This is a genomic window from Brevundimonas poindexterae, assembly GCF_020524625.1.
Taxonomy (GTDB): domain Bacteria; phylum Pseudomonadota; class Alphaproteobacteria; order Caulobacterales; family Caulobacteraceae; genus Brevundimonas; species Brevundimonas poindexterae_A.
Genome location: NZ_JAIVLL010000002.1, coordinates 283,298 through 307,141, shown reverse-complemented (window position 1 = coordinate 307,141; position 23,844 = coordinate 283,298). Strand labels below are relative to the sequence as shown.

Sequence of the window (23,844 nt, the reverse complement as noted above, 5' to 3'; positions counted from 1 at the left end):
ACGGCGGCGCTGCCCCCTTCACCCTCCTTCGCCCTGCGGGCTGCGGACGGTCCCCCTCCCCCGAGGGGGGAGGAGTTCGGGAACGGACATGCCTCTACGCCCCTGCCGTTTCCGGCAGCGGTGGGGAGGGCGGCGGGACGCCGGGCCTTCGCCCGGAGTTTCTATGGAATACCGTTTCGACGAAGACTGACGCCCCGCGCAGACGGTTTTCCGGGAGCTTGCGTCGGGTGGCCGTGTTCGGGCCTTACCGCAGCGCCCCCGGCGGGCAGGAGGCGCCGGCGGCGCCTTCCCTGGACCGGCCGGGTATCCCCCCCGACCCTTCGACGTCACCCGCACCCGGAGGCGGGGTGGTGTCGGCCTTGCTGGCTCTGACCCGGCTCGCATCCGCGAGGTTTACCCGTAGCCCGCGACCAAACGGCCTCAAGCAGCGAGCGCCCGCGGCGCGAGCGATAGGCCAAGCAAACAAGCCCCGCTCCATCCGCTCCCGCCGCCGCATCGAACGCCGGCCGAGCGCCCTCCCCCGCGACGGGACCCGAGCAGCCTGCCACACCCCCCGACCCGGGCGAGCAAAACGGTGCGAGAAGCGGGAGGGGTGTTGAAAGGGCGGGGGAAATGGGGGGCGGTGCGGATGGTTGGGGGTGTTGGGTGGGCGTGCAACTGCCCTTGCTTGAACTTTGGATGGAATCCGGCGCACCTTCCTACGATGGCCGAAGAAGACGATTTCGAGGACGAGGTTTCCCGCGACGAAGTCGCAATGAAGCCGAGCGAAGCCGCTGACCCTCAGCGGCTGGTGGACGCCAAGATCCCGCCAGACCTACTGCAGAAGTACGAGGTCTATAGCTACCGCAGCGCGGCGACCATCCTCGCCGAGAGCCACCCGGGGGAGTTTGCGGAGCTTTGCGACGCACTCAGGGCTTTCGAGATCACCGAAACAATGATCCGCACGGCTGGCGGCAATGAGTCCGAAATCCCAAAGCTGTTGTCAGCGGCCCTTCGGCCCAAGGACTGGCGCGAGACAATCATTCGTGGCGATCTTCACGTCCAGAAAATTTCCAAGAGGTTTGTGACTGTTGGCAAATCGGGAAGACCATTGGCCAAGCCCCGGTTCGAGAAGACAGATCCGGAAATCATCAAGCGAGAAAAATACCTGGATGGCCACAAGGTCGATTACGTGAAGGGCAAGGTTGCGTTCGATCTCGAGTGGAATAGCAAGGATCAGACCTTCGACCGCGACCTGTACGCCTTCAGTGCCTTTGCCCAGACCGGTGTGATCGACGTAGGCGTTCTGGTGACTCGGGGCACTGAGATGACCGACTTCATTCGGGGCTTGGGCCCAGCCCTGACCAAGAGCGGAAAAGTAGAAACCAAGGATGGCAAGCCGCGCCCTACAGCCGGCAAGTACGGCGCCAGCACCACATGGATGGGCAAGCTGTTGTACCGCCTGAACGCAGGGCGAAATGGCGCCTGCCCGGTGCTGGTATTCGGTATCACTCCGCGCTGCGTCGCAGACTGACCGGCTCAGTTCCGTATCAATCGCGTATCCAGTGCGTAGACATTTTTTCCGGAACAAAGTAAGAACCCTGTAGGCTCTCGGCCTACATCAACGTTACCGTGGGTAACGCGCAGGACTGATTCCTTCGCAATGCGGGGTCGCCTATGGCTTATGATTCACAGCTTTCGGATGCCGCATGCGATCTGCGGCGGTTCGCAGGAGATCGTCGGTTCCGCACCATCCTCGCCGACCCGCCTTGGCAGTTTCAGAACCGCACCGGCAAGGTCGCGCCTGAGCACAAGCGGCTGAACCGTTATCCGACTATGACGCTGGACGATATCTGCGCCCTGCCGGTGGCTGAGGTCTCGCAGGATACGGCCCACCTTTACATGTGGGTGCCCAACGCCCTCCTGCCCGAAGGGTTGAGGGTCATGGAGGCCTGGGGGTTCCAGTACAAATCCAATCTGGTCTGGCACAAAATCCGCAAGGACGGCGGCTCAGACGGCCGCGGTGTGGGCTTCTATTTTCGCAATGTGACCGAGCTGATCCTGTTCGGAACGCGCGGCAAGAACGCCCGCACCGAGGCCCCCGGTCGCAGCCAGGTCAATATGATCCAGACCCGCAAGCGCGAACACAGCCGCAAACCGGACGAGCAGTACGATCTGGTCGAACGGTGCAGCCCCGGCCCATACCTTGAACTGTTCGCGCGCGGCGAACGGCCCGGCTGGGCCGTCTGGGGCAATCAGGCGGACGAGACCTATGCGCCGACATGGAAGACGTATGCGTACAACTCGGCAGTGGCGGCGGAATGATGTGAGCGGCCATTGACTACCCCCGATAGCCCCCCAACAAAAAGGGTTCCTGCTCTAAGGATAATACACCTAAGCGGAGGCCTCAGAGCAGTCGACTTAAACGATGAAAAGGTCTGGATTGAAGTAGGCCCAGACCACCGGCTTGGGCATTTCAAGACGCCCCCGTATGCGAATCTTTACGGTGCGCTTCAAAATTTTGGCTTTGAGGTGCTGGGTGTCGACTTTATCCAAAACCACGCTTTCGCGGAGGTAGAGCCACCCGACTGGCGTGCATACCGATCCGGCTTTGGATTCTACGACCTGCATGCCGAGCGATCATGGAGCAATGTTAAGCACGCCGCGAATGGGAGTTCAGATTACGTTCTGACACTGCTGGCTGGGAAGATCAGAACCTATCTAAAGTTGCTCCCAATACGACTTAGGCAGCTTAGCGAGGCGTACAATCAAAGTCTGCATTCTGCGGTTTCGAGGCCTTCTCCAACAGAAATCGGAAACCACTTCGACAACGGGTGGACCACCTATATCGACGCAGCCGTCCATGCATTTCTCTCTGATGCCTCAGCATTTCGAGACGTATTGGCAGAGACAATTTGGCGGGTATTACTGAAGCGCGAGACTCCCGATATTACCAGCATTGCGGGGCTTAGAAAACACGCAAAAACAGTAGATCATCCACTTGTCGTGGCAGTTTTGAAAAGCACCACAGAAGGGTGGCTTCGGGAGCTGAGCGATCTCAGAAACCATGTCGTGCATGTGGCGCCTGTATCTCAAAGCCAAGAACACCATTTTGCAGAACTGAAAGGCCTGAAAGGACCGGGGGGGAAGCTCCTTCCGACCATTCACCTTCCCTTGCTGGCGGCGGACGGCTCGGTTCGGAGCCCACCCAAAAAACTCATCGCGTACCGCGATGAAGAAGGTATAAAAGCATCGCTTAAAAGCTACGTAGAATACAGCAAGAGCGGACGAGACGCACTAATCGTTTGCAACGAATACTGCTACAAACTCGTAGGGCTATCTATGGATATCAAATCTGCAGCCAAGCTGCAGGAAAAAGAATTCGTTTTGACAGCTGCAGATATGATCGGACCTCCCACTTTCTATTAGTCTAGCGGAATCCGAGCCCCCCTACCGCCCCTTCCGGAACGCCTCCGCCTTCTCGGCCGCCGCTTCGGCGCGCCAGCGCTTCGGGGCGGACTTGTCGACCTCTTCGCCGGCGCCGGTCAGCATTTCGTTGGCGAATTCCAGGTCGAGGGCCTTCATCTTCTTGATCTGGTTCCGCGCTGCGCGCTCCACCGCCCTCCGCTTCGCTCCGGGTCGTCGCGCAGGGGCGCCGCTGCGCGTCGCCTCAGGATGAAATCATGTCCTGCGCGAACTCCAGATCGAGGAGTTTCATGCGTTTGATTTCATCCCGAAGGCGGGCGGCCTCCTCGAACTCGAGGTTGGCGGCGGCCTCGCGCATCTTTGACTCCATGTCCTTGAGGGCGGCCTGGAAGTTGGAGCCGGTGAAGGGTTTGGCCTCTTCCTTGAGGCCGGGGGCGGTCAGGCGGTCCATCGCGCGGCTCTCATAGGGGCTGGCGAGGATCTCCTTGATGTCGCGGCGGACGGACTCGGGCGTGATGCCGTGTTCGGTGTTGTAGGCGACCTGTTTCTCGCGGCGGCGGTTGGTCTCGGCGATGGCGCGCTCCATCGAGCCGGTGGTCTTGTCGGCATAGAGGATGACGCGGCCGTCGACGTTGCGGGCCGCGCGGCCGATGGTCTGGATCAGCGAGGTCTCGGAGCGCAGGAAGCCCTCCTTGTCGGCGTCGAGGATGGCGACCAGGCCGCATTCGGGGATGTCGAGCCCCTCACGCAGCAGGTTGATGCCGATCAGCACGTCGAAGCTGCCGAGGCGGAGGTCGCGCAGGATCTCGATCCGCTCAAGGGTGTCGACGTCGGAGTGCATATAGCGGACGCGGACGCCCTGCTCGTGCATGTACTCCGTCAGGTCCTCGGCCATCTTCTTGGTGAGGACGGTGACCAGCGAGCGGTAGCCGGCGCGGGCGGTGGCCTTCACCTCATCGATGACGTCATCGACCTGGTTGCGGGTGGGGTCGCTGACAGGGCGGATCTCGACCGGCGGGTCGATCAGGCCGGTGGGGCGGATGACCTGTTCGGTGAAGACGCCGCCGGTCTGGGCCATCTCCCACGGGCCGGGGGTGGCCGAGACATGGACCGTCTGGGGGCGCATGGCGTCCCACTCCTCGAACTTCAGCGGGCGGTTGTCGATGCAGGAGGGCAGGCGGAAGCCGTATTCGGCCAGGGTGGACTTCCGCTTGTAGTCGCCGCGGAACATGCCGTTGATCTGGCCGATGGTGACGTGGCTTTCGTCGACGAACAGCAGGGCGTTGTCGGGGATGTATTCGAAGAAGGTGGGCGGGGGCTCGCCGGGCGCGCGGCCGGTCAGCCAGCGGCTGTAGTTCTCGATGCCGGCACAGGCGCCGGTGGCCTCCATCATCTCGAGGTCGAAGCGGGTACGCTGCTCCAGCCGCTGGGCCTCCAGCAGCTTGCCGTTCTCGTTCATCCAGTCGAGCGTCTCCTTCAGCTCGGCCTTGATGCCGTCGATGGCCTGTTTCAGCGTCGGGCGCGGGGTGACGTAGTGGCTGGCGGCATAGACGGTGATGGTGTCGAGGTCGGCGGTCTTCTTGCCGGTCAGGGGGTCGAACTCGTGGATGGCCTCGATCTCGTCGCCGAACAGGCTGAGGCGCCAGGCGCGGTCCTCGAGGTGGACGGGGAAGATCTCGATGGTGTCGCCGCGCTTCCTGAACATGCCGCGCTCGAACGTCAGGTCGTTGCGCTTGTACTGCAGGGCGATCAGGTCGGCGCGCAGCTTGGCCTCGTCGATCTGGTCGCCGACGTTCAGGGTGAAGGTCATGGCCGTATAGGTCTCGACCGAGCCGATGCCGTAGATGCACGACACCGAGGCCACCACGATCACATCGTCCCGCTCCAGGATGGCGCGCGTCGCCGCGTGCCGCATCCGGTCGATCTGCTCGTTTATGGACGAGTCTTTTTCAATGTAAGTGTCTGTTCTCGGGACATAAGCTTCCGGTTGATAGTAGTCGTAGTACGAGACGAAATACTCGACGGCGTTGTCGGGGAAGAAGGCCTTGAACTCGCTGTACAGCTGGGCGGCGAGGGTCTTGTTCGGGGCCAGGATCAGGGCCGGGCGCTGGGTCTGCTCGATGACCTTGGCCATGGTGAAGGTCTTGCCCGAGCCGGTCACGCCCAGCAGCACCTGATCGCGCTCGCCCTCGGCCGCCTGGACCACCAGTTCGGCGATGGCGGCGGGCTGGTCGCCGGCGGGGGTGTATTTGGTCTCCAGCCGGAAGGGCCGCGAGACCTTGTCCGTCGGGCGCGAGGGCCTGTGCGGCACCCAGTCGGCCGGGGCGCCCGGCGCCTCCTCGGGCGTCAGGCGCGGCCCGGTGACCGGCGCGAACATGGGCAGGTTTCCGGGGGCGGCAGAGGCGCCTGCAAAGGCGACGGACGCCTCGGACACACCGGTGACGGAACGCGACGATCGGGGAGAACGGGCCATGAACGGAAAGGTAGTGCGCCGACCGGCCCGCGGCTAGGGGGTCAGGAGGGCGAGGTCAGGCGGCGGCGGCCAGCCGGGCCGTTTCGGACGCGAAGTTGTCAGTCCTTGCCGTCGCGCCCATCCGGTTCCTTGGCGACGCCCTTGAAGGGGCCGGGACTGGACTTGCGCTCCATGAACTGTCCGCCGACTTCGTTGCGCTTCTGCCAGTCGCCATTGGGTTGTTGAAACTGGGTGCGGCCTGTGACGGCACCGCGGCGATAACCTGAACCGGTATTCTTGGCCATGAGGGTCCTCCGTGAACAGAGGCGGAACATTACCGCGATTCGCCCACGATCAACCCCCGTCGCCTCTTGGCTTCGCCGACGCAGCGGGCGAGTGTGCGGACCAAGAGAATCGGGGACGGCGTGACGCCAGCGGAATTCATCGACAAGTGGAGTGACGCGACGCTTCGCGAGCGTCAGGGGTCGCAGGAGCATTTCATCGACCTGTGCCGGCTGCTGAGGCAGCCGACTCCCGCCGAGGACGATCCGCATGGCGAGCGCTATTGTTTCGAGCGGGGCGCGACCAAGGCGGGTGGAGGCGACGGCTGGGCCGACGTGTGGCGTCGCGGCTGTTTCGGCTGGGAGTACAAGGGCCCGCACAAGGACCTGAACGCCGCCTATCGCCAGCTGACCATCTACGCCTCCAATCTGGAGAGTCCGCCCTATCTGGTCGTGTCGGACATGGCCCGGATCGTGATCCACACGAACTGGACCAACACCGTCAGCCGGGTGATCGAACTGTCGCTGGAGGACCTGCGCGAGCCGGCAAAACTGGATCTGCTGCGACAGGTGTTCGAAGGGTCGGAGCGACTGAAACCCTCGGTCAGCCCGCAAGAGCTGACGGCCAAGGTCGCGCAGAGGTTCGGCGAGTTGGGGCGGCGGTTGCAAGACCGGGGACATCCGCCACGTGACGTGGCCCACTTCCTGAATCGCTTGGTCTTCTGCATGTTTGCGGAAGACGCCAAACTGTTGCCCGCCAAGCTGTTCACCCGGCTGATCCGCAACACGGAGCGACGACCCGAGCAGGCGCGCGTTCAGCTGGAACAGCTGTTTTCCACAATGCGCACGGGGGGCTTTTTCGGGGTCGACACCATCCACTGGTTCAACGGGGGCCTGTTCGACGAAGCGCCCGCCCTGCCGCTGGAAGCGGGCGATCTGAAGTTGATCGGCGACACGTCCGATGAGCACGACTGGTCCGAGATCGACCCGGCGGTGTTCGGCACTCTGTTCGAGGAGGCGCTGAAGGCCACACGCCAGCGCGCGGCGCTGGGCGCGCACTACACCGATCGTGAGAAGATTCTGAAGATCGTCGATCCGGTGATTGTCCGTCCGCTGACGGCAGAGTGGGAAACGGCTCTGGCCGAGATCAAGGCGCACGGCCAGGCCATGAAGGCCGCCGATGCAGAACGCCGCGCCATCATGGATGCAGCAGGCGAGGCCATGAAGGTCGACCCGCAGGCGGCGAAGGCCGGGGAGGCGGGGCGGCGCAAGAAGCTGAGCGCCATCGCCCGCCGCCGGAGTGCGGCCTTTGGCGCGGCGAAGGATCGGCTGGAAGCTTTCCTGTCGCGGCTGGCTGCCTATCGGGTGCTGGACCCGGCCTGCGGCTCGGGCAACTTTCTCTATGTGGCGCTGCACGCCCTGAAGGACCTGGAGCTTCGGGCCATCATCGACGCCGAGCGGGCGGCGGGCGTCCCGCCCCCGGCGCCGCGTGTGGGGCTGGACTGTGTGCGCGGCATCGAGATCGAGGCCTATGCCGCCGAACTGGCCCGGGTGACGCTGTGGATCGGCGACCTGCAGTGGATGCGCAAGAACGGCTATTCGGCCTATGCCGAACCGATCCTGACGAAGCTGGAGCAGATCGAGAACCGGGATGCGCTGCTGAACCCGGACGGGACGGAGGCGGCGTGGCCGGCGGCGGATGCGATCATCGGGAACCCGCCGTATGTCGGCGCGAAACTCATGAAGCGAAAGCTCGGCGCGGACACGACAGAGGCCATTCGTGCCGTTTACGACCAGCTGCCAGGGTTCACCGACCTAGTCTGTTACTGGTTCGAAAAGGCCCGTGAGATGATTGAGGACGGGCGTGTTCAAGCGGCAGGATATGTGGCGACAAACTCGATCCGGAAGAACACCAACCTTCCCGTGATGCGGAATATTGTCTCAACGACGCGAATCTTCGATGCGTGGAGCGAAGAAAAGTGGACGATTGAGGGTGCCGCCGTAGACGTTTCCCTTGTCTGCTTTGGTCGCTCACAGTCCGCAACCTACCTTGACGGAACGGTGGTCGCCAGCATCAACTCGGACCTGACTTCGGGTTTGGACTTGACGCAAACACTGCCACTTTCGGAGAACCGGGACGCTGCGTTCCTTGGCATTCAAAAGAGCGGACCATTCGACATTAATGGAGGGCTGGCCCGCTCCTGGATGGCCGCACCGACGAATCCGAACGGCCAAGCGAATGCTGAGATTTTGCGGCCATATTGGAATGGCGACGACGTTACAGGGCGGCCTCGGGATGTCTGGTTCATCGATCTCCCGTTGGGCCTCGCTGAAGGAACTGCGGCGCAGTTCGAGAAGCCATTCCAGTATATCGAATCCACTCCCGACGAGGACGGAAAGCACGTTCGCGAGCTCCGTCACGACTTAGGCGAACGCGCCGGCCCCCGTTGGTGGGAACCGCATTGGCCGCGTCCCGAAATGCGAGCGCGCATCAGGGATCTCTATAGGTACATCGCCACGCCGGAGACGGCGGTGCACCGCCTATTCGTTTGGCTTAGGCCGCCGGTGCTTCCCGACAAGAACCTGATCGTCATTCCTAGAGAAGACGACGTGACGTTCGGAATTCTCCATAGTCGCCCCCATGCGCTTTGGGCTTTGCGGAAGGGGTCTGATCTCCAAGACCGCCCGCGCTATACTCACACTAGCGTGTTCGCGACCTTCCCCTTCCCCGAGAGGCTAACGCCCAACATCCCGGCTGCCGACTACGCCGACGATCCGCGCGCGGTTGCCATCGCGGAAGCGGCCAAGGAACTGAACGACCTGCGCGAGGCGTGGCTGAATCCGGCCGATCTGGTGCGGATCGAGCCCGAGGTCGTGCCCGGCTATCCCGACCGCATCCTGCCGGTCAGCGACGAGGCGGCCAAGGTGCTGAAGACCCGTACCCTGACCAACCTCTACAACCAGCGTCCGGCCTGGCTGGAAATGGCCCACAAGCGGCTGGATGAGGCGGTCGCCGCTGCCTATGGCTGGCCCGCCGACCTGTCGGACGATGAGGTTCTGGAGCGGCTGTTCGCGCTGAATCAGGAACGGGCGGCGGCGGGGCGCTAGCTCCCGAATCCCGCTACCCTCCTGCGCCATGAAACACTCCCGACTGATCCTTGGCTTGAGCTTTCTTGGGGGCCTGCTGGTGCTGGTGTCGTGCGGGCGGGCCAATCCGCCGCCGCCGGGGTGGGGGGATCGCGGGCCGGTCAGCCAGCCGCCGGTGAATGCGCCGGTCAGTGTGGCGCTGGCGTCCGGGCTGATCGATCAGCGGCCGGATCGCGGCATGCGCGAGCGGGTGGATGCGGCGGGGGCGGACCTGGCGGTCTGTCGCGCCGAGCTGGAGGCGGCGCGGGTGACCTTTACCCCCGTGCCCGACCGGGTGGATTCCGAGACCTGTGGCCTGGCGGGGGCGGGCACGCTGGACATCGACCGGGGCACGGTGGCGCGCCTGTCGCCCGGGGGGCCGGTGATGACCTGCCAGACGGCGCTGGCCCTGTCGGTGTGGCGGCGGCAGGTGGTCGAGCCGGCGGCGCGCGAGATCTTCGGCCAGGACGTGGTCGATATCGTCCACTACGGGACCTATTCGTGTCGCTCGGTCTCGAACCGGCCGGGCGCGCGGCCCAGCGCCCATTCGCGCGCGGCGGCCATCGATGTCGCGGGGGTGGTGCTGCGCGACGGCACGCGGGTGATGGTCAAGCAGGACTGGTACGGCGACGGACCGGAGGCGCGGTTCCTGAAGCGCATCCGCGACGAGGGCTGTCAGGTGTTCGGCACGGTGCTGAGCCCCGACTATGACGCCCCGCACCAGGACCATCTGCATCTGGAACCGGGGGGCCGGGCGTTTTGCAGATGAGTGCCGGTGGTGGCCGCTTTCGAGCCGTTGCGGACTTAGCCGCATTTCCCTGCTTTAGACGCTTCCGCGGTTTGTGCGACGTCTCTCGCTTCAGCCAATTCTAGGCCATAGACCCTACGAAGCATCCGGATCGCAAAGAAGAAGTGTTCACTTGCCAGCAGAGCTTCTTGGCACGCCTCTAGTGGAGATCGTCCCGATTCTTTAAGCCGCTCGTATTCCACAAAATTATCCATCGCATCGCCGTAATGCCCCCCGGCTCCGAGCCGGTTCACCAAGCTGGCACAGGCGATGTCCTCTAACCACCCATCCTGACATGGGGGGTGTCGTCATGCCCGACGGGCGGCGAATGGCTGTACAGGATGCGGATGCCCTCCGGAACCGACCCCCACCCGATCGTCGTGTTCGACACCGACTGCGTGCTCTGCAGCGGGATGGTGCGGTTTGTTCTGGCGCATGAGCGCGGGCCGGACCTGCACTTTGTGGGCGCGTGGTCGGCGACGGGGCTGGCGCTGGCAGAGCGCCACGGATTCACGCAGGCGGACCTCAACGATACCTTTCTGGTCATCCGGGACGGGCGGGCGCTGACACGATCCGACGCGGGGCTCGCCCTCGCAGGGATGCTCCGGCAGCCGTGGTGCTGGCTGGCGGGTCTGACAGTCGTGCCAAGGCCCATCCGCGACGAGGTCTATGATCTGGTCGCGCGGCACCGGTACCGGTGGTTCGGCCGGCGACCGTCCTGTATCGTCGTGGAGCCCCGGCACCGGCACCGGTTCCTGGACGTCGATGCCCGGCCCGGAGCAGAGAGGGGTTGAAGGGATTTTCGCCCTGACGCTCGGCTCGCGGAGCCTCGCTGCTTGAGGGCGCGCCGACGCCGCCTGGTCCGGACCGCCTAGGGTTCCGCTCGACGGAGCGCGCGGGCGCGCCTCTCGAAATACCATTCGGACAGTCCGAGAATGGCCAGGCCTCCCCCCCAAATCAGGTACACACCCCACCCGGACTGCCCAAGCCAGGGCCCGATCAGGGGCAGTTGATCTTCCCGATCAAGCGCTGCCGCGATCAGGACGACAACAATGACAAGTCGGGTGGTCTGTTTCGCGTAGTAGACCCATTTGGGAGGGCGCGCAGCCATATGCCGGGCAAGCTCATCTCCCGTGAGAGGGGCTCCGAAGATCGCATCCATGACGGGCTTGCGTTTGCGGGTGTCTGCCATGCGCTACCCTCTCTCGCGCTGCCCGACGCGTCAACGACCCGGGCCTTGCCGCCCAAGGGGGCTTGACGGCGTGTAACCTTGAGGTGATATGTAACCCACGGGTGACATTGAGCCTGAGGAGATTGCCCCATGATGACGATGACCGACCAGGAACGCGCGCAGGAAGGCCGGGCGCGCCGGTGGAAGCTGATGGCGGCGCTGAGCGCGCTGGTCATCGGGGTGGCGATGGCGGCGGTGGGGGCGGCCTATGTCCGGGCCGGGGTCAGCGTCGGCGGGGCCGTGGCCGGGGTGATCGGCTGTGGCGTCGGTCTGGCGATCGTGGGGGCGTTCAAGGCGTGGGGGCTCCGGCCCTGGAACCGCCGGTGGCAGACCGAGCCGGTGCAGGTGCGGCGCGACCGGCTGCAGGCGCGACGCAACGGGATCCTGTGGGCGTTTCCGGTGGCCAGCCTGTTCTTTCTGGCGGTGTCGTATCAGGCCTGGGGCGGGATCGAGGCGGGTGACGACGGCGTGGTCGACTATTTGCAGCTGGGCATGCCGGTGCTGTATTCCTGGGTGGTCAGCATGGTGGTGCTGGGCTGGGACTTCCAGTCACGCACCCAGCGCAAATATCTGGATGACGAGCTGACCGGGGCCCTGCGGGCGCGGGCGCTGGGGGCGGCGTTCGTGGTGCTGATGGCGAGCGGCACGGTGGCCGCCGGAGTCAGCCTGTGGCGGCCGGAGTGGAGCCCGCTGGCGATCATCACGGCGCTGACGCTGGGCGGGGCGGCGGCCGGGCTGCGCTTTGCCTGGCTGGATCGCGAGGCGGGCCTGCCGGAGCGCGGGGATGGGTGACCCGCGGCTGGGGTCGCACCTGAAGGCCATCCGCACCGCCGCCGGCCTGACCCAGGCCGAGCTGGCCGAGCGGGCGGGCGTGTCGAGGAAGACCATCAACACCGTCGAGAACGGGGTCTTCATCCCCTCGACCCTGCTGGCGCTGGACCTGGCGCGGGCGCTGGGGGTGACGGTCGAGGCGCTGTTCTATCTGAAGGACTGAGGCCCCTCGGCGGGGGGCTGCGCCTCAGGGAAGCGCTGCCTTGACCTGGGCGCGCACCGTCTCATCGACAGGCAGCAGGGGCCGGGGCGGGTCGGCTGTGGTCAGGCCCATGAGGGCGGCGGCCGCATAGACGATCCTGAGACCGCCGTGGGTCTGGAACAGGTCCCAGAGCGGGGCGAAGGCCGCGTCCTGTCGGTCCGCTTCGGCGCGGTCGCCGGCCATGGCGGTTCTTGCGAGACGGACGACCGCCTCGGGCCACAGGCCACCCGCGACGCTGAACCATGCGTCGCACCCGGCCAGCAGGGCGTCCTTGCATCCCCAGTCGCCGCTGTAGCCGATCGACAGGCCGGGCGCCGCAGCCCGGAAGGCCGCAAGGTCCGGGGCCAGCGGACCGGCGGGCAGCGGCAGCTTGATGGCCGCCACAGTCGGCAGGGCTGCCAGCCGGCCCACGAGCGCGGGGCTGAAGGTGAACCGGGTCGTGCCGGGGTTGCTGTAGATGCAGAGCGGCAGGTCGGTCGCCGACGAGACGGCCTGGAAATGGTCATAGACCTCGGCCTCGGTCAGGGGCGTATAGCTCACCGGGGCGAGGAGCAGGCCGGAGGCGCCCTCGGCCGCGGCGTCGCGCGCGAGGTCACAGGCCGTGTCCGTGCGCAGGGCGCCCACACCGACGATCACCGGGGTCGAGGTGACCGTGGCGAGGGCCGTGGCGACAGCGCGCCGGCGCTGCGCGCGGTCGAGGAACATATAGGTGCCGGTGCTTCCGAGCAGGCCGATGCTGTCGGCGCCGCCCGCCTCGATCCGGCGCACGAGGGTCGCGAGGTTGTCGGCAATGACCTGCCCCGACGGGGTCATCGGCGTGATCGGAAAGGCGGACAGACCGGTGAAGAGGCGCATGGCGGAAGATGAGCGCGACCGCCGGGGCGCGACAAGTCAGGCTTGGCTTCTGATTGTGTCGGGGCGCGGGTTTCGGCAAGGATCGCAGCTCTTCCACGCGACAGCAGGACCGATCATGACCGTCCGGTTCGAGGACGCCTATCCGGGCTCGAAGGCCTTTCTGGAACTGCCGGCCCTGCGCGTGCCGGCGGGCTGGCGCATCGCGCTGAACGCCCTGTCCGACCAGCTTGACCCCGGACTGTGCGATCCGGATTCGGTGCTGTTCAGCGCCACGAATGCCGCCACGCGGTTCGAGATCGAGGTGACCGGCGGCTTTCATCTCAGGGTCACCTATGCCCCCTGGCCGAGGACGGAGCGCGGGCGGCGGATCGCCGACCAGCCGCTGGCCTTTCTCGACGGCGAGGTCGTGCATGAGCTGGCCACGGAAGATTACGCCGCGCTGATCGCCGACCTGCAGCACTGGATCGCCCGCTGCAGCGTCTGGGTGCGCGAGGGGAACTGAGCCCCACATCGCAATGACGCCGACCGCTTGACTCGCTCATACAGTATGTCGCATACACTGTGTGTCACACACTATGTGACGCGAGCGGAGCGGGCGCTTGGGCGAGACCGATCTTTATGAGGCGATGCGGCTGGAGCTCAGGCGGGGCTCGCTGGTGCTGGCGGTGCTGGCGCGGCTGAAGACCGAGCAATACGGCTATTCCCTGCGCGTGGCGCTGGGCGAGGACGGGCTGGAGATGGAGGAATCGACCCTCTATCCGCTGCTGCGCCGGCTGGAGAGCCAGGGGCTGCTGACCAGCGAATGGCGCGAGGAAGAGCGCCGCAAGAAACGCTTTTACCGGCTGTCGCCCGCGGGCGAGGCCATGCTGGGCCGGCTTGAGGCCGAATGGCGCAGGCTGTCGGCCTCGCTGGACCGAATTCTGTGATCACGGAGGGGACGATGGACCTGATCGAACGCTATCTGAAGGCCGTGGGGGCGCAGCTGCCCGCCGCCGGCCGCGAGGACATTCTGGCGGAGCTGCGCGACCTCTTGATGAGCCGGGTCGAGGAGCGCGAGGCCGAACTGGGCCGGCCGCTGACCGAGGCCGAGGTCGAGGCGCTGCTGCGCGAGGTGGGCCACCCACTGACGGTGGCCGCCCGCTATGGCGCCGGGCCGCAGCATGTGGTGGGGCCCGAGCTCTATCCCTGGTGGATGTTCGGGGTGAAGACGGCGCTGACGGTGCTGGTGCTGATCACGGCGGTGGGCGCGGTGGCGCGCATTCTGTTCGGCCAGGTCGAGGTAGGGCAGGCCATCGGCCAGGCGTTTGCCGGCCTGTTCGAGAGCGGACTGACGGTGGTGGGGCTGGCGACGCTGGCCGGCTTCATCATCGAGCGGCAGGCGAAGAAGCCGGCCTTCCTGACCGACTGGCGGGCGAAGGACCTGGGCCTGTTCGAGGTGGGGGTGTTCAGCCGCCGGTGGTGGGACGCCCTCCACGAGAAGAGCGGCGGCGGGACGCTGGCCGAAACCGACAAGGCGCTGGACGCATCCCTGCCGAAGATGTCGCCGACGGCGGGTGCGCTGGGCAGCGCCACGGGCTGGGGCATCTTCCTGCTGTGGTGGTCGGGCCTGCTGGGTCTGGGCTTCCGACCCGAGGACCTGGGCGGGGAGCTGGTGCGCGGCGAGATCGACTATGGCCTGCTATTCGCCGAGACGGTGACGCTGCTGTACTGGCCGGTGCTGGTGTTCGCGGCGGCGCAGGGGCTTTTCCATGTGCTGCGGGCGCTGACCGGCTCGCCCGCGCGGCTGACAGCGTTCGGCGATGTGGTGTTCCGCGGCGCCTCCCTGACCCTGCTGGGCTGGATCTGGCTGTATTCGCCGTTCTCGTCGCTGATCCGGGTGGACAGTGTCGGGGCCTTCGTCGAACGGACCGAGACGCTGGTCCGCACGCATGACGGCGTCGACACCATCCTGATGCTGATCGTCGCGGCGGCCATCCTGGGTGAGGTGTTCGCTCTGCTGGGTGCGCTCAAGACGCTGTTCGTGGGAAGGTAGGACTTGCCCCCGGGCCCGGTCGTCGCCATTCACGAGCCATGACCGAGACGCTCAGACTGCTGACCCAGATGAACCCGTGGCTGGCGCTGACGATCGCGGGCCTGCTGGAAGTGGGCTGGGCCTCTGGCTTCAAATATGTGGGACCGCAGCGGCCGGGCATCAGCCTGCTGGTCGGGATCGCCATGCTGGCCAGTTTCGCCTTCCTGTGGCTGGCGACGCAGAAGCTGCCGATCGGCACGGCCTATGCGGTCTGGACCGGGATCGGGGCGGTCGGGGCGGCCAGCATCGGTATCCTGGCCTATGGCGAGCCGGCCACCGCGATCCGGCTGGTGTGCATCGTCCTGATCGTGGCGGGCATTGTCGGGCTGAAGCTGTTCTCGGGAGCCACGGTATGACCTCCCCTCAAGCAGCGAGCGACCGCGTCGCGAGCGGTAGGGTGCTTATAGTTGCCGGGTCGGACTCGGGCGGGGGCGCGGGCATCCAGGCCGACATCAAGGCGGTGACGATGCTGGGCGGCTTTGCCGCGACGGCGGTGACGGCCATCACGGTGCAGAACACCCTGGGCGTTCATGGCGTCCACCCGCTGCCGGTCGGCCTGATCCGCGATCAGGCCCGGGCGGTGCTGGACGACATCGGCACCGACGTCATCAAGACCGGCATGCTGGGCAGTGTCGAAGTGGTCGAGGCGGTGGCCGACATTCTGGACGGGGCGGGCGTGCCCGCCGTGGTTGACCCGGTGATGGTGGCCAAGGGCGGGGCGTCCCTGCTGGCCGATGCGGCGATCGACGCGGTGCGCACCCGGATGGTGCCGCGCGCGGAGCTCCTGACCCCCAATGCGCCCGAAGCCGAGGCCCTGACCGGGATCGCGGTCACCGATCTCGACGGCCAGCGCCGGGCGGGCGAGGCCCTGCTGGCGATGGGCGCGGGCGCCGTGCTGATGAAGGGCGGCCATGTGCCGGGCGAGCGGGTCCTGGACCTGCTGCTGACCCGGGACGGCGAGACGGTGCTGGAAGGCGAGCGGGTCGAGACGCGCCACACCCACGGCACGGGCTGTACCCTGGCCAGCGCCTGCGCGGCGGGGCTGGCGCAGGGGCAGACGATGGAGGCGGCGGTCGCCAACGCCTGGGCCTATGTGGCCGAGGCGATCCGCCGGGCGCCGGGGCTGGGGCAGGGGCACGGGCCGCTGGACCACGGCTGGCCGGTGCGCGGCCGATGAGCGATCCGGCCACCCGCCTTGAGGCCATCGTCCGGGCCGATCCCGATCTGATGACGGTGCTGGAGGGGGTGCGGGCGGAAGGGTTGAACGACTGGCTGATCTTTTCCGGAGCGGTCTATCAGAGCGTCTGGAACCACCTGACGGGGCGGCCGGCCGGTCACGGGATCAAGGATTTCGACGTCGGCTATTTCGACCCGGACTACAGCTGGGACGCCGAGGATGCGGTGATCCGCCGGGTCGCGGCGCGCTTTGACGAGCCGCTGAGAAGCCGCGTCGAGGTGCGCAATCAGCGCCGCGTCTCGGAATGGTTTCCGGCCAAGTTCGGCCAGCCCTGGCCGCCGGTCAGCGCGACCGCCGAGGCGCTGTCGCGGTTCGTGGCCCCGGCCTTTGCCGTCGGTGTGCGGCTGGAGCCCGACGACCGGCTGACGGTCGAGGCGCCCTTTGGCCTCGACGACATGTTCGCCATGGTGCTGCGCCCCAATCCGACCCGGCCGCTGGCCGCGGACTGGGACCGGGTGGTCGACAAGCTTGTGGCCCGCTGGCCGGAACTGAAGGTGGAGCAGGGGTGATGAGACAGTGGACGGTGGATGCCTTTGCCGCGCGCCCCTTCATGGGCAACGGCGCCTGTGTGGTCGAACCCCAGCTGGAGTGGCGCGACGAGGCCTGGATGCAGGCGCTGGCGCGCGAGAACAATCTGTCGGAGACGGCCTTCCTGACGCGCACGGACCGGCCTGACCGGTTCGGCCTGCGCTGGTTCACCCCGGGGCGCGAGGTCGATCTGTGCGGCCACGCCACCCTCGCCAGCGCCCATGTGCTGCTGGGTGAACTGGGGCTGGACGTCGAGGCGGTGACGTTCGACACCCGATCCGGCCCGCTGATCGTGAAGCGGGGGCTGGGCAAGGACGCCTACGAAATGGACTTTCCCGCCGACGCGCCGCGCCGCGCGGGGCCGGTCGCGGGCCTCGCCGAGGCGCTGGGCGCCGAGCCGGTCGAGGTCTGGGCCGCCCGCTATCTGGTGGTGATGCTGAAGGATGCGGACACCGTCCGGAGCCTGACGCCCGACATCGCGGCGCTCAACGCGCTGGACACCCCGGCCGGAGAACCCGGCGAGGTGATCGTGTGCGCCCCCGCCGATGACGGCGACCCGTACGACGTGGTCGACCGGTTCTTTGCCCCCGGCTGTGGCGTGCCCGAAGACCCCGCCACCGGCTCGGCCCACTGCATCCTGGCCCCCCTCTGGACCGACCGGCTGGGCCGCGCCCGCGTCGACTTCTTCCAGGCCTTCCCCACCCGCGGCGGCGCCATCACCACCGAGATGCGCGGCGACCGGGTGATCCTGACGGGACAGGCGGTGACGACGGTGGAGAGCCGGTTGAGGGTTTAGGAGGGCAGTAGATTTGCGGCCGGGCTCGGATAAAGTTCAGGCGCTGTTTGCGGGAGGGGTAAAATGGCGGAGAAACAACTGACCTATGGGCAACGACCTTATCGGAAACGACCGACGTGGCCCGGCTTTCTCATTGCCGCAGTCCTTGTTTCCATCTGGGTTTTGATGGGTTCGGACCTTGAGGAGCCACCGTTCTGGCTCGGCGCGTTCGTTGTCGGATTCCAGTCCATCATGGTGTGGGCAGGCCTGTACGCCTTCAATCTTCGCAAGAATGGATCATGGCTGAAAAATCTGGCCTGTCTTGCCGGACTGTTCTGCATGGGGCTGCTGGCACTGTGGATTCGTCAGGGCGGGTGATCGACGGGTCTGAGGCAGGGGCTGGAATGAGCGAGCGAGCACCAGGGGATCGGTACCTGAAACCCGGCACGCGGGTGCGGCTGACCTATGAAGCGGATGCGGGTTCTGAAGGGGAACCAGCCTACGACGACGGGGTGGTGGTCCACTGCTGGTGGGATCACGAGATCGAGGGCTATGACTGCTACGTCGCCTTGTTCGGCGACGCGATCCCGCCGGGACAGCCGAAGGACGCGCCCTGGGTCCAGCAATATGCGGTGTCTTCGCTGACGGTGCTCGAGGGGGACCTGGCGATGGACCCGCTGGCGGCGCCCTCCTGGGCGGTGAGGGAAGATGATCGTGCAAGGATGCCCGAAGACGTGGAGCTGTCAGGTCGTGTCTACAAGTTCTGGTCGCTGGGTCTCGTGACCGCCATCCTGCTATTCTGGCTGGCGCGGACGCTGATGCGCTGAGCGGTGCGCCGGATCGTCGAGGAGGTGCAATCATGGTGAGCTCACGCACGTTCGTCCGCCGGATCGTTGGGGTCGCGGTGATGATCACGCTGTCGGGGTGTTCCGGCATCGGCCTCCCGGAAGGCCAGCGGGAGTTCTCGGGCGTCTGGCTTTACGAGTTCGAAGGCTCAAGCTTCGTCGTGGGCGCCACCGCAGTGCCGACGGTTCGTCCCGACTACGAGACGACAGACTGGCTGGAGTACCCCTCCGTGCCGCCGGGCGCCCTCCGCGACATGCAGGCGGGGTTGGCGGCCGAGGGCCTTGAGTGTCAGCCGGTACAGGCCTTCCGCGTCCGCTTCGCCGGGCGCCGGACACGGCACCCGCTGGGCACCGGCCACCTGGGTTTGTGGAGGTCGAAGGTGACGGTCGAGCGCACCCTGGACATCGAGCGACTGGGGCCGCCGTTCTGCTATGAAGAGGTTGGCGCGTCGCATTAGTCTAACCGGCGCACCACCTTCTCGGATCCCGCACCCGGTTACCCAAAAAGAAGGGGCGCGATCCTTGCGGATCGCGCCCCGGGGGCAGGCCCCGTGCGAGGGGAGGGGTGGGGCCTGCGGAGGCGGGTCCTTGCGGGCGCCGCCTTATGTCTTACCAGCGGCCGCGGTTGCGATCGCGATCGCGACGCTCGTAGCGGATGCGGGCTTCCAGGGCATCGAAACGACGATCGAGGTCCTGGCGTTCCCAGCGGCTGAGGCCGTTGCGGCGATAGTTCGCCTCGAGGCGGGCCAGCTGGTTGAAGTCGCGGCGCAGGCCCTGGGCCTCACGGCGGGTCAGCTGGCCGTTGCGGATGCCCTGGTCGATGCGGCGGTCCAGCTGGCGCTGGCGCTGGTTGATCGACACCCAGTCACGCTCGTAGCGGTCATACCGGTCGTGGCGGTCGTAGCCGTAACCGGGGGCATAGGCCGGAGCGCGCGTGCCGACGGTGACGCTGAAGCTCTGGGCGGCGGCCGGCAGGGCGACCGAGGTGGCGGCGAGGGCCAGGGCGGGGATGAGAATCTTCTTGATCATGGTCGTATCCTTTCAACACGCGTCGTCCGGGGTGAGGCGACGTTGACTGCAGAAAAGCAGGTCGCGGCTGAGCCCAATCTGAACAGGCCGTTTCAGGTTCGGTTCATGCGGATGAATTCCCCTCCATGACCGTCCGCCCCTCGCGCGCGAGGGGATAAGGGGCGACTTTCACGAGAGGCGGCTGTCGCGACGGTGAAATAAGTCTAGACTGACCGTTCAGCCTCCGTTCAGAGCCCCGGGCCCAAAACGCCTTCCATGACCCGCACCCTGACCCACCGTCTGATGACCTGTGCCGCCACCGGCCTTGTGCTGGGGGTGATGATGCTGGCCGGTTCCGCCATGGCGGCGCCGGTCGGGGATGTGCCTGCCGGCACCGCTGCGGCAGATCCCGACTGGATCTGGCAGGACCAGGACCCGCGAGGCCGCCAGGATCCGCGCCGCGACAGCCGGGGTGATCCCCGTGAGCAGCGCTCGCGCCGGGTCAGCGAGGCCGAGGCCCAGCGGATTGCCCAGTCGCGGGCGGGCGGCGCGCGCTATGTCGGCTATATGGGCATGCGCGGCGGCCAGCACGTGTTCCGCTTTGAACAGCGCGACGGCCGCGTGATCGACATCGGCGTCGACGCCGAAAGATAAGAGGAATTCCATGCGTGTACTGCTTGTCGAGGATGACGCCGACCTGTCGCGCCAGCTGAAGGCCGCGCTGGGCGATGCCGGCTATGCGGTCGACCACGCGCCCGACGGCGAGGAGGCGCACTTCCTCGGCGACACCGAGCCCTATGATGTGATCGTGCTGGACCTGGGCCTGCCCAAGGTCGACGGCGTGTCGGTGCTGGAGCGCTGGCGCCGCGAGGGCAAGACCACGCCGGTGCTGATCCTGACGGCGCGCGGGGCCTGGTCCGACAAGGTGGCCGGGTTCGATGCAGGCGCCGATGACTATCTGACCAAGCCCTTCCACACCGAAGAGCTGCTGGCGCGTCTGCGGGCGCTGCTGCGCCGGTCGGCGGGCATTGCGTCGGCGACCCTGTCGTGCGGCGGGCTGCGGCTGGATCCGCGCGCGGCGCGGGCCAATGTGAACGGCGAGCCGCTGCGCCTGACCAGTCTGGAATACCGGCTGCTGCACTATCTGATGATGCATCAGGGCCGGGTGATCAGCCGCACCGAACTGGTCGAGCACCTGTACGACCAGGACTTTGACCGCGACTCCAACACCATCGAGGTGTTCGTCGGACGGCTGCGCAAGAAGATCGGCGCCGACCGGATCGAGACGGTGCGCGGGCTGGGCTATCGGCTGACGGCCCTGCCGGGCGAGTCCGAGGCCGCGTGAACTGGCAGGTCTGGGCCGGACGGGCGTTTGGACGCCCCGGTCGCTCGCTGACCCGGCGTCTGATCTGGCTGGCCTCGGCCTGGATGGCGGTGGCGCTGGTGCTGACGGGCTGGATGCTGACCAGCCAGTATCAGGAATCGGCGCTGCGCCGCATGGGCTATGCCCTGGCGGAAACCATCGACGAGGTGGTGCTGGCCACGACCGTGGTCGGCGGCCAGGTGTCGGTCGCCGAAATTCAGGATTCGCGCACGCTTCGCCCCCTGTCGGGCAAATACTGGGTGGTGGCTGAATTCGACGGGCAGGGGGGGATGCGTATCCTGGAACGCTCGCCGTCGCTGGCGGGCGAGGACCTGCTGATCCCGCGCGACATGCCGGCCCGCCTCGAGCGCGGGCGCACCCTCAGCTATACGGCCATCGGCCCGGTCGACCGGCCGCTCAGGATCGCGGCCAGCGTCAAGGTGCTGCCGGGGCGCGAGCGGCCGCTGGTGTTCATGGCAGGCATGGACCGGTCGGACATCGACGCGGACACGCGGGCCTTTGCCACCTTCACCTGGATCGCCCTGCTGATCCTGGGGTTGGGGCTGGTCGCGGCGGTGTTCATGCAGGTGCAAATCGGCCTGCGCCCGCTGTTCCTGCTGAGAAATGAAATCGCCGATGTGCGGAAGGGCCGCTCGGGCCGGATCGAGCGCACCTATCCGCTGGAAATCCAGCCGCTGGCCGAGCAGGTCAACCGCCTGCTGGACCACAATACCGAGGTGGTGGAGCGCCAGCGGACCCACGTCGGCAATCTGGCGCATGCGCTGAAGACGCCCCTGTCGGTCATGCTGGCCGAGGCCGAGGGCAGGTCCGACCCCCTGGCCGAAGTGGTCACTCGCCAGAGCCGGGTCATGAAGGACCAGGTCGATCACCACCTGCGCCGCGCGCGCGCCGCCGCCCGGGCGCAGGGGCTGGGCGAGCGTACCCCGGTGGCCGAGGTGCTGGATGAGATGGCCGTGATGCTGGAGCGGGTGTTCGCCTCGAAGGACGTCGAGATCGACTGGCGCGCGCCCGACGACCTGATGTTCCGGGGCGAGCGTCAGGATTTGCAGGAGATTCTCGGCAATCTGATCGAGAACGCCTGCAAATGGGCGAAGCGCCGGGTGCGGGTCAGCGCCGGAGGGACGGGTCTCGGCCAGATGGTGGTGGTGGTCGAGGACGACGGGCCGGGTCTGGCCGAGGACCAGTGGGAAGCGGCCCTCAAGCGCGGCACCCGCATGGACGAGGATGCGCCCGGATCGGGTCTGGGCCTGTCGATCGTCGATGATCTGACCAGGGCCTACAACGGCCGGGTGGCCCTGTCGCGCAGCGAGATGGGCGGGTTGAAGGCTGTGCTGGACCTGCCCGCCGCCGAAGGCTGACGCCGCCTGTAACTCTGAAACAGGGTGGACGGATTATTAACCCTGGCCCGGCCAGTGTGCGGCGACGTGCTGTTCGCGTGGAGTGCCCATGGCCGGTCTGTCGGTCGCCCATCGTGCCGCCCTGGCGCATCTGATCACCCTGTGCCCGCCGCCCCTTCTGGACGGCCTGCGCCGTGCTGTCGGCAGCTGGCCGGGCGAAAAGGCGCGCGAGCTGGGGCGGATGCTGGTCGAGGCCGGGCAGGAACAGAAGCGCCGGGATCTGGCGCTGCAGCCGCTCATTCCGATGTTTCGTCCGCGTCCGGATGGTATCGAGGCCCTGACCTTCCCGGCCTCCGTCCTGCCGCGCCTCTGGGCGGTGGCGCGCGAGAGCGAACTGGACCTTCTGGGACGGCTGGATCGCTATGCGCCCGATGCCACAGTGGTGGCCGATCGGCTGTGCCTGGCCGCGGCTGCCGCCGTCCGGGATCGCCCCGCGGCCGTCTGGCCGGAGGGGTTGGCCGCCGACCAGCGCGAGGAGGGGCTGGCACTGCTGGCCCGCTGTCTGGATCTGGCGCATCTGGCGCGCAAGGCGCTCAATCATCTGGAGACCTGGCTGGGGCGTCCCGACGGCGACAGTCTGGCAGAACTGCGCCTGGCCGTGCGCGATGCCGCCGAGATCCACGAGGACGGGGCGCCGCGCCTGATCGATATACTGTTCGCCCATCTGCGGGATGCGGCGCTGGTGCTGCGACTGGTGACCCAGACCAACGGCTCGGCGGGTCGGGATGATTTCCTGAGCGGCACGGAAATGGCCGTCTTCATTCAACGCCTGATCGACGGGATCAGCGTGCGCGCGGACCGGATAGCGGCCTTCCGGCCCGGACCCGACGCGGGTGCCGAGGCGGGCGCACGGCTGGAGGATATCAGCTGGTGCGCGGCCACGCTCAATGAGCTGGACGTCACGCTTGAGATGCAGCCCGGAAGCGCCTGGGGCCAGAGTGTGCGCGAGGCGCGCACCAAGGTGGCCAGACGGCTGAGCGACACCATCCGGGGCACCGGCCGGGCGGTGGAGGCGGCCCTGCCGATGACGCGCGCGACCCTGGCCGGGCGGATGACCCGCAAGGTGCCGGACCTGACCGTCGATCCGACCTCGGAGGCGCTGGCGACCGCCGAGGTTCTGGTGCGGATGCTGGGGTCGGTCCACTCGGCGGCGGCGGTGTTCGGCTGTGAGTCCGATCGCAAGCGACAGGCCGATGCCCTGATCGAGATGCTGGGCCGCCATGCCGATGAGGCCTTTGACATGATCCACGGGGACGAGGTCGAGGATGTGGACCGCGCCCTGGCCCTGATGGAAATCGTGGCCCGCTTCCTGACGCATCTTCAGGCGACCGAGGCGGCCCGGACGGTGCGACGCCGCGCCACTGCGACGATTCACGCCATGCCGCCGCACAGGGCCTCGCCCGAGGCCGCCTGATCGGCTAAACGCCGG

At 66.9% G+C, this 23,844-nt stretch carries 27 protein-coding genes and 1 pseudogene; 22 read left to right on the top strand and 6 right to left on the bottom strand.

Features of this window, described 5'->3' with window-relative positions:
• The first annotated feature begins 703 nt into the window (after nt 1–703).
• The 3 genes from LC068_RS07745 to LC068_RS07735 all read left to right on the top strand — a co-directional run bounded on the left by LC068_RS07745 (nt 704) and on the right by LC068_RS07735 (nt 3,408).
• A complete protein-coding gene (locus tag LC068_RS07745; protein WP_226636038.1) occupies nt 704–1,513 on the top strand; it encodes a BglII/BstYI family type II restriction endonuclease in 810 nt (269 codons plus the stop codon).
• Between the two features lie 143 nt (nt 1,514–1,656).
• A complete protein-coding gene (locus tag LC068_RS07740) occupies nt 1,657–2,304 on the top strand; it encodes an MT-A70 family methyltransferase (RefSeq protein ID WP_226636037.1) in 648 nt (215 codons plus the stop codon).
• Between the two features lie 12 nt (nt 2,305–2,316).
• Complete coding sequence (locus LC068_RS07735; protein ID WP_226636036.1) at nt 2,317–3,408, top strand: hypothetical protein; 1,092 nt, start codon at nt 2,317–2,319, stop codon at nt 3,406–3,408.
• Between the two features lie 21 nt (nt 3,409–3,429).
• Here LC068_RS07735 and LC068_RS13800 read toward each other — a convergent pair.
• The 3 genes and pseudogenes from LC068_RS13800 to LC068_RS07725 all read right to left on the bottom strand — a co-directional run.
• A pseudogene (locus tag LC068_RS13800) lies at nt 3,430–3,528 on the bottom strand (hypothetical protein); the annotation flags it as partial.
• 121 nt (nt 3,529–3,649) lie between these two features.
• Nucleotides 3,650–5,782, bottom strand: a complete 2,133-nt coding sequence (uvrB, locus tag LC068_RS07730; RefSeq protein ID WP_226636035.1) for an excinuclease ABC subunit UvrB — start codon at nt 5,780–5,782, stop codon at nt 3,650–3,652.
• Nucleotides 5,783–5,976: 194 nt separating this feature from the next.
• Nucleotides 5,977–6,162, bottom strand: coding sequence for a hypothetical protein (locus LC068_RS07725; protein ID WP_226636034.1), 186 nt, complete (start codon nt 6,160–6,162; stop codon nt 5,977–5,979).
• A 93-nt stretch (nt 6,163–6,255) separates the two neighbouring features.
• Between LC068_RS07725 and LC068_RS07720 the strand changes: the two genes are divergently transcribed.
• From LC068_RS07720 to LC068_RS07710, 3 genes are all read left to right on the top strand, one after another.
• On the top strand, nt 6,256–9,246 hold the full coding sequence (locus tag LC068_RS07720) for a class I SAM-dependent DNA methyltransferase (protein WP_319002482.1): 2,991 nt from the start codon (nt 6,256–6,258) through the stop codon (nt 9,244–9,246).
• A gap of 55 nt (nt 9,247–9,301) precedes the next feature.
• Nucleotides 9,302–10,033: an extensin family protein gene (locus tag LC068_RS07715; protein WP_226636032.1), complete on the top strand. Its 732-nt coding sequence runs from the start codon at nt 9,302–9,304 to the stop codon at nt 10,031–10,033.
• A 365-nt stretch (nt 10,034–10,398) separates the two neighbouring features.
• Nucleotides 10,399–10,845 carry a thiol-disulfide oxidoreductase DCC family protein gene (locus LC068_RS07710; protein ID WP_226636031.1) on the top strand — a complete coding sequence of 149 codons (447 nt, stop codon included), beginning with the start codon at nt 10,399–10,401 and terminating at the stop codon, nt 10,843–10,845.
• A 77-nt stretch (nt 10,846–10,922) separates the two neighbouring features.
• Here the strand turns inward: LC068_RS07710 and LC068_RS07705 are convergent, their stop codons facing one another.
• The gene (locus LC068_RS07705; RefSeq protein ID WP_226636029.1) at nt 10,923–11,243 is read right to left on the bottom strand and encodes a hypothetical protein; all 321 of its coding nucleotides are present in this window, start codon (nt 11,241–11,243) and stop codon (nt 10,923–10,925) included.
• 129 nt (nt 11,244–11,372) lie between these two features.
• On the opposite strand from LC068_RS07705, the gene LC068_RS07700 reads away from it, so the two are divergent.
• Nucleotides 11,373–12,074 carry a hypothetical protein gene (locus LC068_RS07700; RefSeq protein ID WP_226636028.1) on the top strand — a complete coding sequence of 234 codons (702 nt, stop codon included), beginning with the start codon at nt 11,373–11,375 and terminating at the stop codon, nt 12,072–12,074.
• Complete coding sequence (locus tag LC068_RS07695; RefSeq protein ID WP_209120602.1) at nt 12,067–12,276, top strand: helix-turn-helix transcriptional regulator; 210 nt, start codon at nt 12,067–12,069, stop codon at nt 12,274–12,276. The genes LC068_RS07700 and LC068_RS07695 overlap by 8 nt, the downstream gene beginning before the upstream one ends.
• 24 nt (nt 12,277–12,300) lie before the next feature.
• Here LC068_RS07695 and LC068_RS07690 read toward each other — a convergent pair whose 3' ends face one another.
• Nucleotides 12,301–13,170 carry a dihydrodipicolinate synthase family protein gene (locus LC068_RS07690; RefSeq protein WP_226636026.1) on the bottom strand — a complete coding sequence of 290 codons (870 nt, stop codon included), beginning with the start codon at nt 13,168–13,170 and terminating at the stop codon, nt 12,301–12,303.
• 115 nt (nt 13,171–13,285) lie between these two features.
• On the opposite strand from LC068_RS07690, the gene LC068_RS07685 reads away from it, so the two are divergent.
• The 10 genes from LC068_RS07685 to LC068_RS07640 all read left to right on the top strand — a co-directional run bounded on the left by LC068_RS07685 (nt 13,286) and on the right by LC068_RS07640 (nt 19,084).
• Nucleotides 13,286–13,672 carry a hypothetical protein gene (locus LC068_RS07685; RefSeq protein WP_226636024.1) on the top strand — a complete coding sequence of 129 codons (387 nt, stop codon included), beginning with the start codon at nt 13,286–13,288 and terminating at the stop codon, nt 13,670–13,672.
• Nucleotides 13,673–13,796: 124 nt separating this feature from the next.
• On the top strand, nt 13,797–14,096 hold the full coding sequence (locus LC068_RS07680) for a PadR family transcriptional regulator (RefSeq protein ID WP_209120614.1): 300 nt from the start codon (nt 13,797–13,799) through the stop codon (nt 14,094–14,096).
• Between the two features lie 14 nt (nt 14,097–14,110).
• Nucleotides 14,111–15,202: a hypothetical protein gene (locus LC068_RS07675; protein ID WP_226636022.1), complete on the top strand. Its 1,092-nt coding sequence runs from the start codon at nt 14,111–14,113 to the stop codon at nt 15,200–15,202.
• Nucleotides 15,203–15,240: 38 nt separating this feature from the next.
• Nucleotides 15,241–15,597, top strand: a complete 357-nt coding sequence (locus LC068_RS07670; RefSeq protein WP_319002481.1) for a DMT family transporter — start codon at nt 15,241–15,243, stop codon at nt 15,595–15,597.
• The gene (thiD, locus tag LC068_RS07665) at nt 15,594–16,418 is read left to right on the top strand and encodes a bifunctional hydroxymethylpyrimidine kinase/phosphomethylpyrimidine kinase (protein ID WP_226636020.1); all 825 of its coding nucleotides are present in this window, start codon (nt 15,594–15,596) and stop codon (nt 16,416–16,418) included. Before LC068_RS07670 ends, thiD begins: the two co-directional genes overlap by 4 nt.
• Nucleotides 16,415–16,987 carry a nucleotidyltransferase family protein gene (locus LC068_RS07660; RefSeq protein ID WP_226636018.1) on the top strand — a complete coding sequence of 191 codons (573 nt, stop codon included), beginning with the start codon at nt 16,415–16,417 and terminating at the stop codon, nt 16,985–16,987. The genes thiD and LC068_RS07660 overlap by 4 nt, the downstream gene beginning before the upstream one ends.
• The gene (locus LC068_RS07655) at nt 16,987–17,802 is read left to right on the top strand and encodes a PhzF family phenazine biosynthesis protein (RefSeq protein ID WP_226636016.1); all 816 of its coding nucleotides are present in this window, start codon (nt 16,987–16,989) and stop codon (nt 17,800–17,802) included. Before LC068_RS07660 ends, LC068_RS07655 begins: the two co-directional genes overlap by 1 nt.
• Nucleotides 17,803–17,865: 63 nt before the next feature.
• Nucleotides 17,866–18,159, top strand: a complete 294-nt coding sequence (locus tag LC068_RS07650) for a hypothetical protein (RefSeq protein ID WP_226636014.1) — start codon at nt 17,866–17,868, stop codon at nt 18,157–18,159.
• A 26-nt stretch (nt 18,160–18,185) separates the two neighbouring features.
• On the top strand, nt 18,186–18,608 hold the full coding sequence (locus tag LC068_RS07645) for a hypothetical protein (RefSeq protein WP_226636012.1): 423 nt from the start codon (nt 18,186–18,188) through the stop codon (nt 18,606–18,608).
• A gap of 32 nt (nt 18,609–18,640) precedes the next feature.
• On the top strand, nt 18,641–19,084 hold the full coding sequence (locus LC068_RS07640) for a hypothetical protein (protein WP_226636010.1): 444 nt from the start codon (nt 18,641–18,643) through the stop codon (nt 19,082–19,084).
• Between the two features lie 151 nt (nt 19,085–19,235).
• On the opposite strand, the gene LC068_RS07635 is transcribed toward LC068_RS07640, so the two are convergent.
• Complete coding sequence (locus LC068_RS07635) at nt 19,236–19,652, bottom strand: hypothetical protein (protein WP_226637058.1); 417 nt, start codon at nt 19,650–19,652, stop codon at nt 19,236–19,238.
• 258 nt (nt 19,653–19,910) lie between these two features.
• Between LC068_RS07635 and LC068_RS07630 the strand changes: the two genes are divergently transcribed.
• From LC068_RS07630 to LC068_RS07615, 4 genes are all read left to right on the top strand, one after another.
• Nucleotides 19,911–20,288: a hypothetical protein gene (locus LC068_RS07630; RefSeq protein WP_226636008.1), complete on the top strand. Its 378-nt coding sequence runs from the start codon at nt 19,911–19,913 to the stop codon at nt 20,286–20,288.
• 10 nt (nt 20,289–20,298) lie between these two features.
• Entirely contained in the window at nt 20,299–20,979 is a 681-nt protein-coding gene (locus tag LC068_RS07625; protein ID WP_209120549.1) for a response regulator transcription factor, read from the top strand.
• 83 nt (nt 20,980–21,062) lie between these two features.
• Entirely contained in the window at nt 21,063–22,376 is a 1,314-nt protein-coding gene (locus tag LC068_RS07620) for a sensor histidine kinase (RefSeq protein ID WP_264182337.1), read from the top strand.
• Nucleotides 22,377–22,464: 88 nt separating this feature from the next.
• A complete protein-coding gene (locus tag LC068_RS07615) occupies nt 22,465–23,829 on the top strand; it encodes a hypothetical protein (RefSeq protein ID WP_226636004.1) in 1,365 nt (454 codons plus the stop codon).
• Nucleotides 23,830–23,844 lie beyond the last annotated feature (15 nt).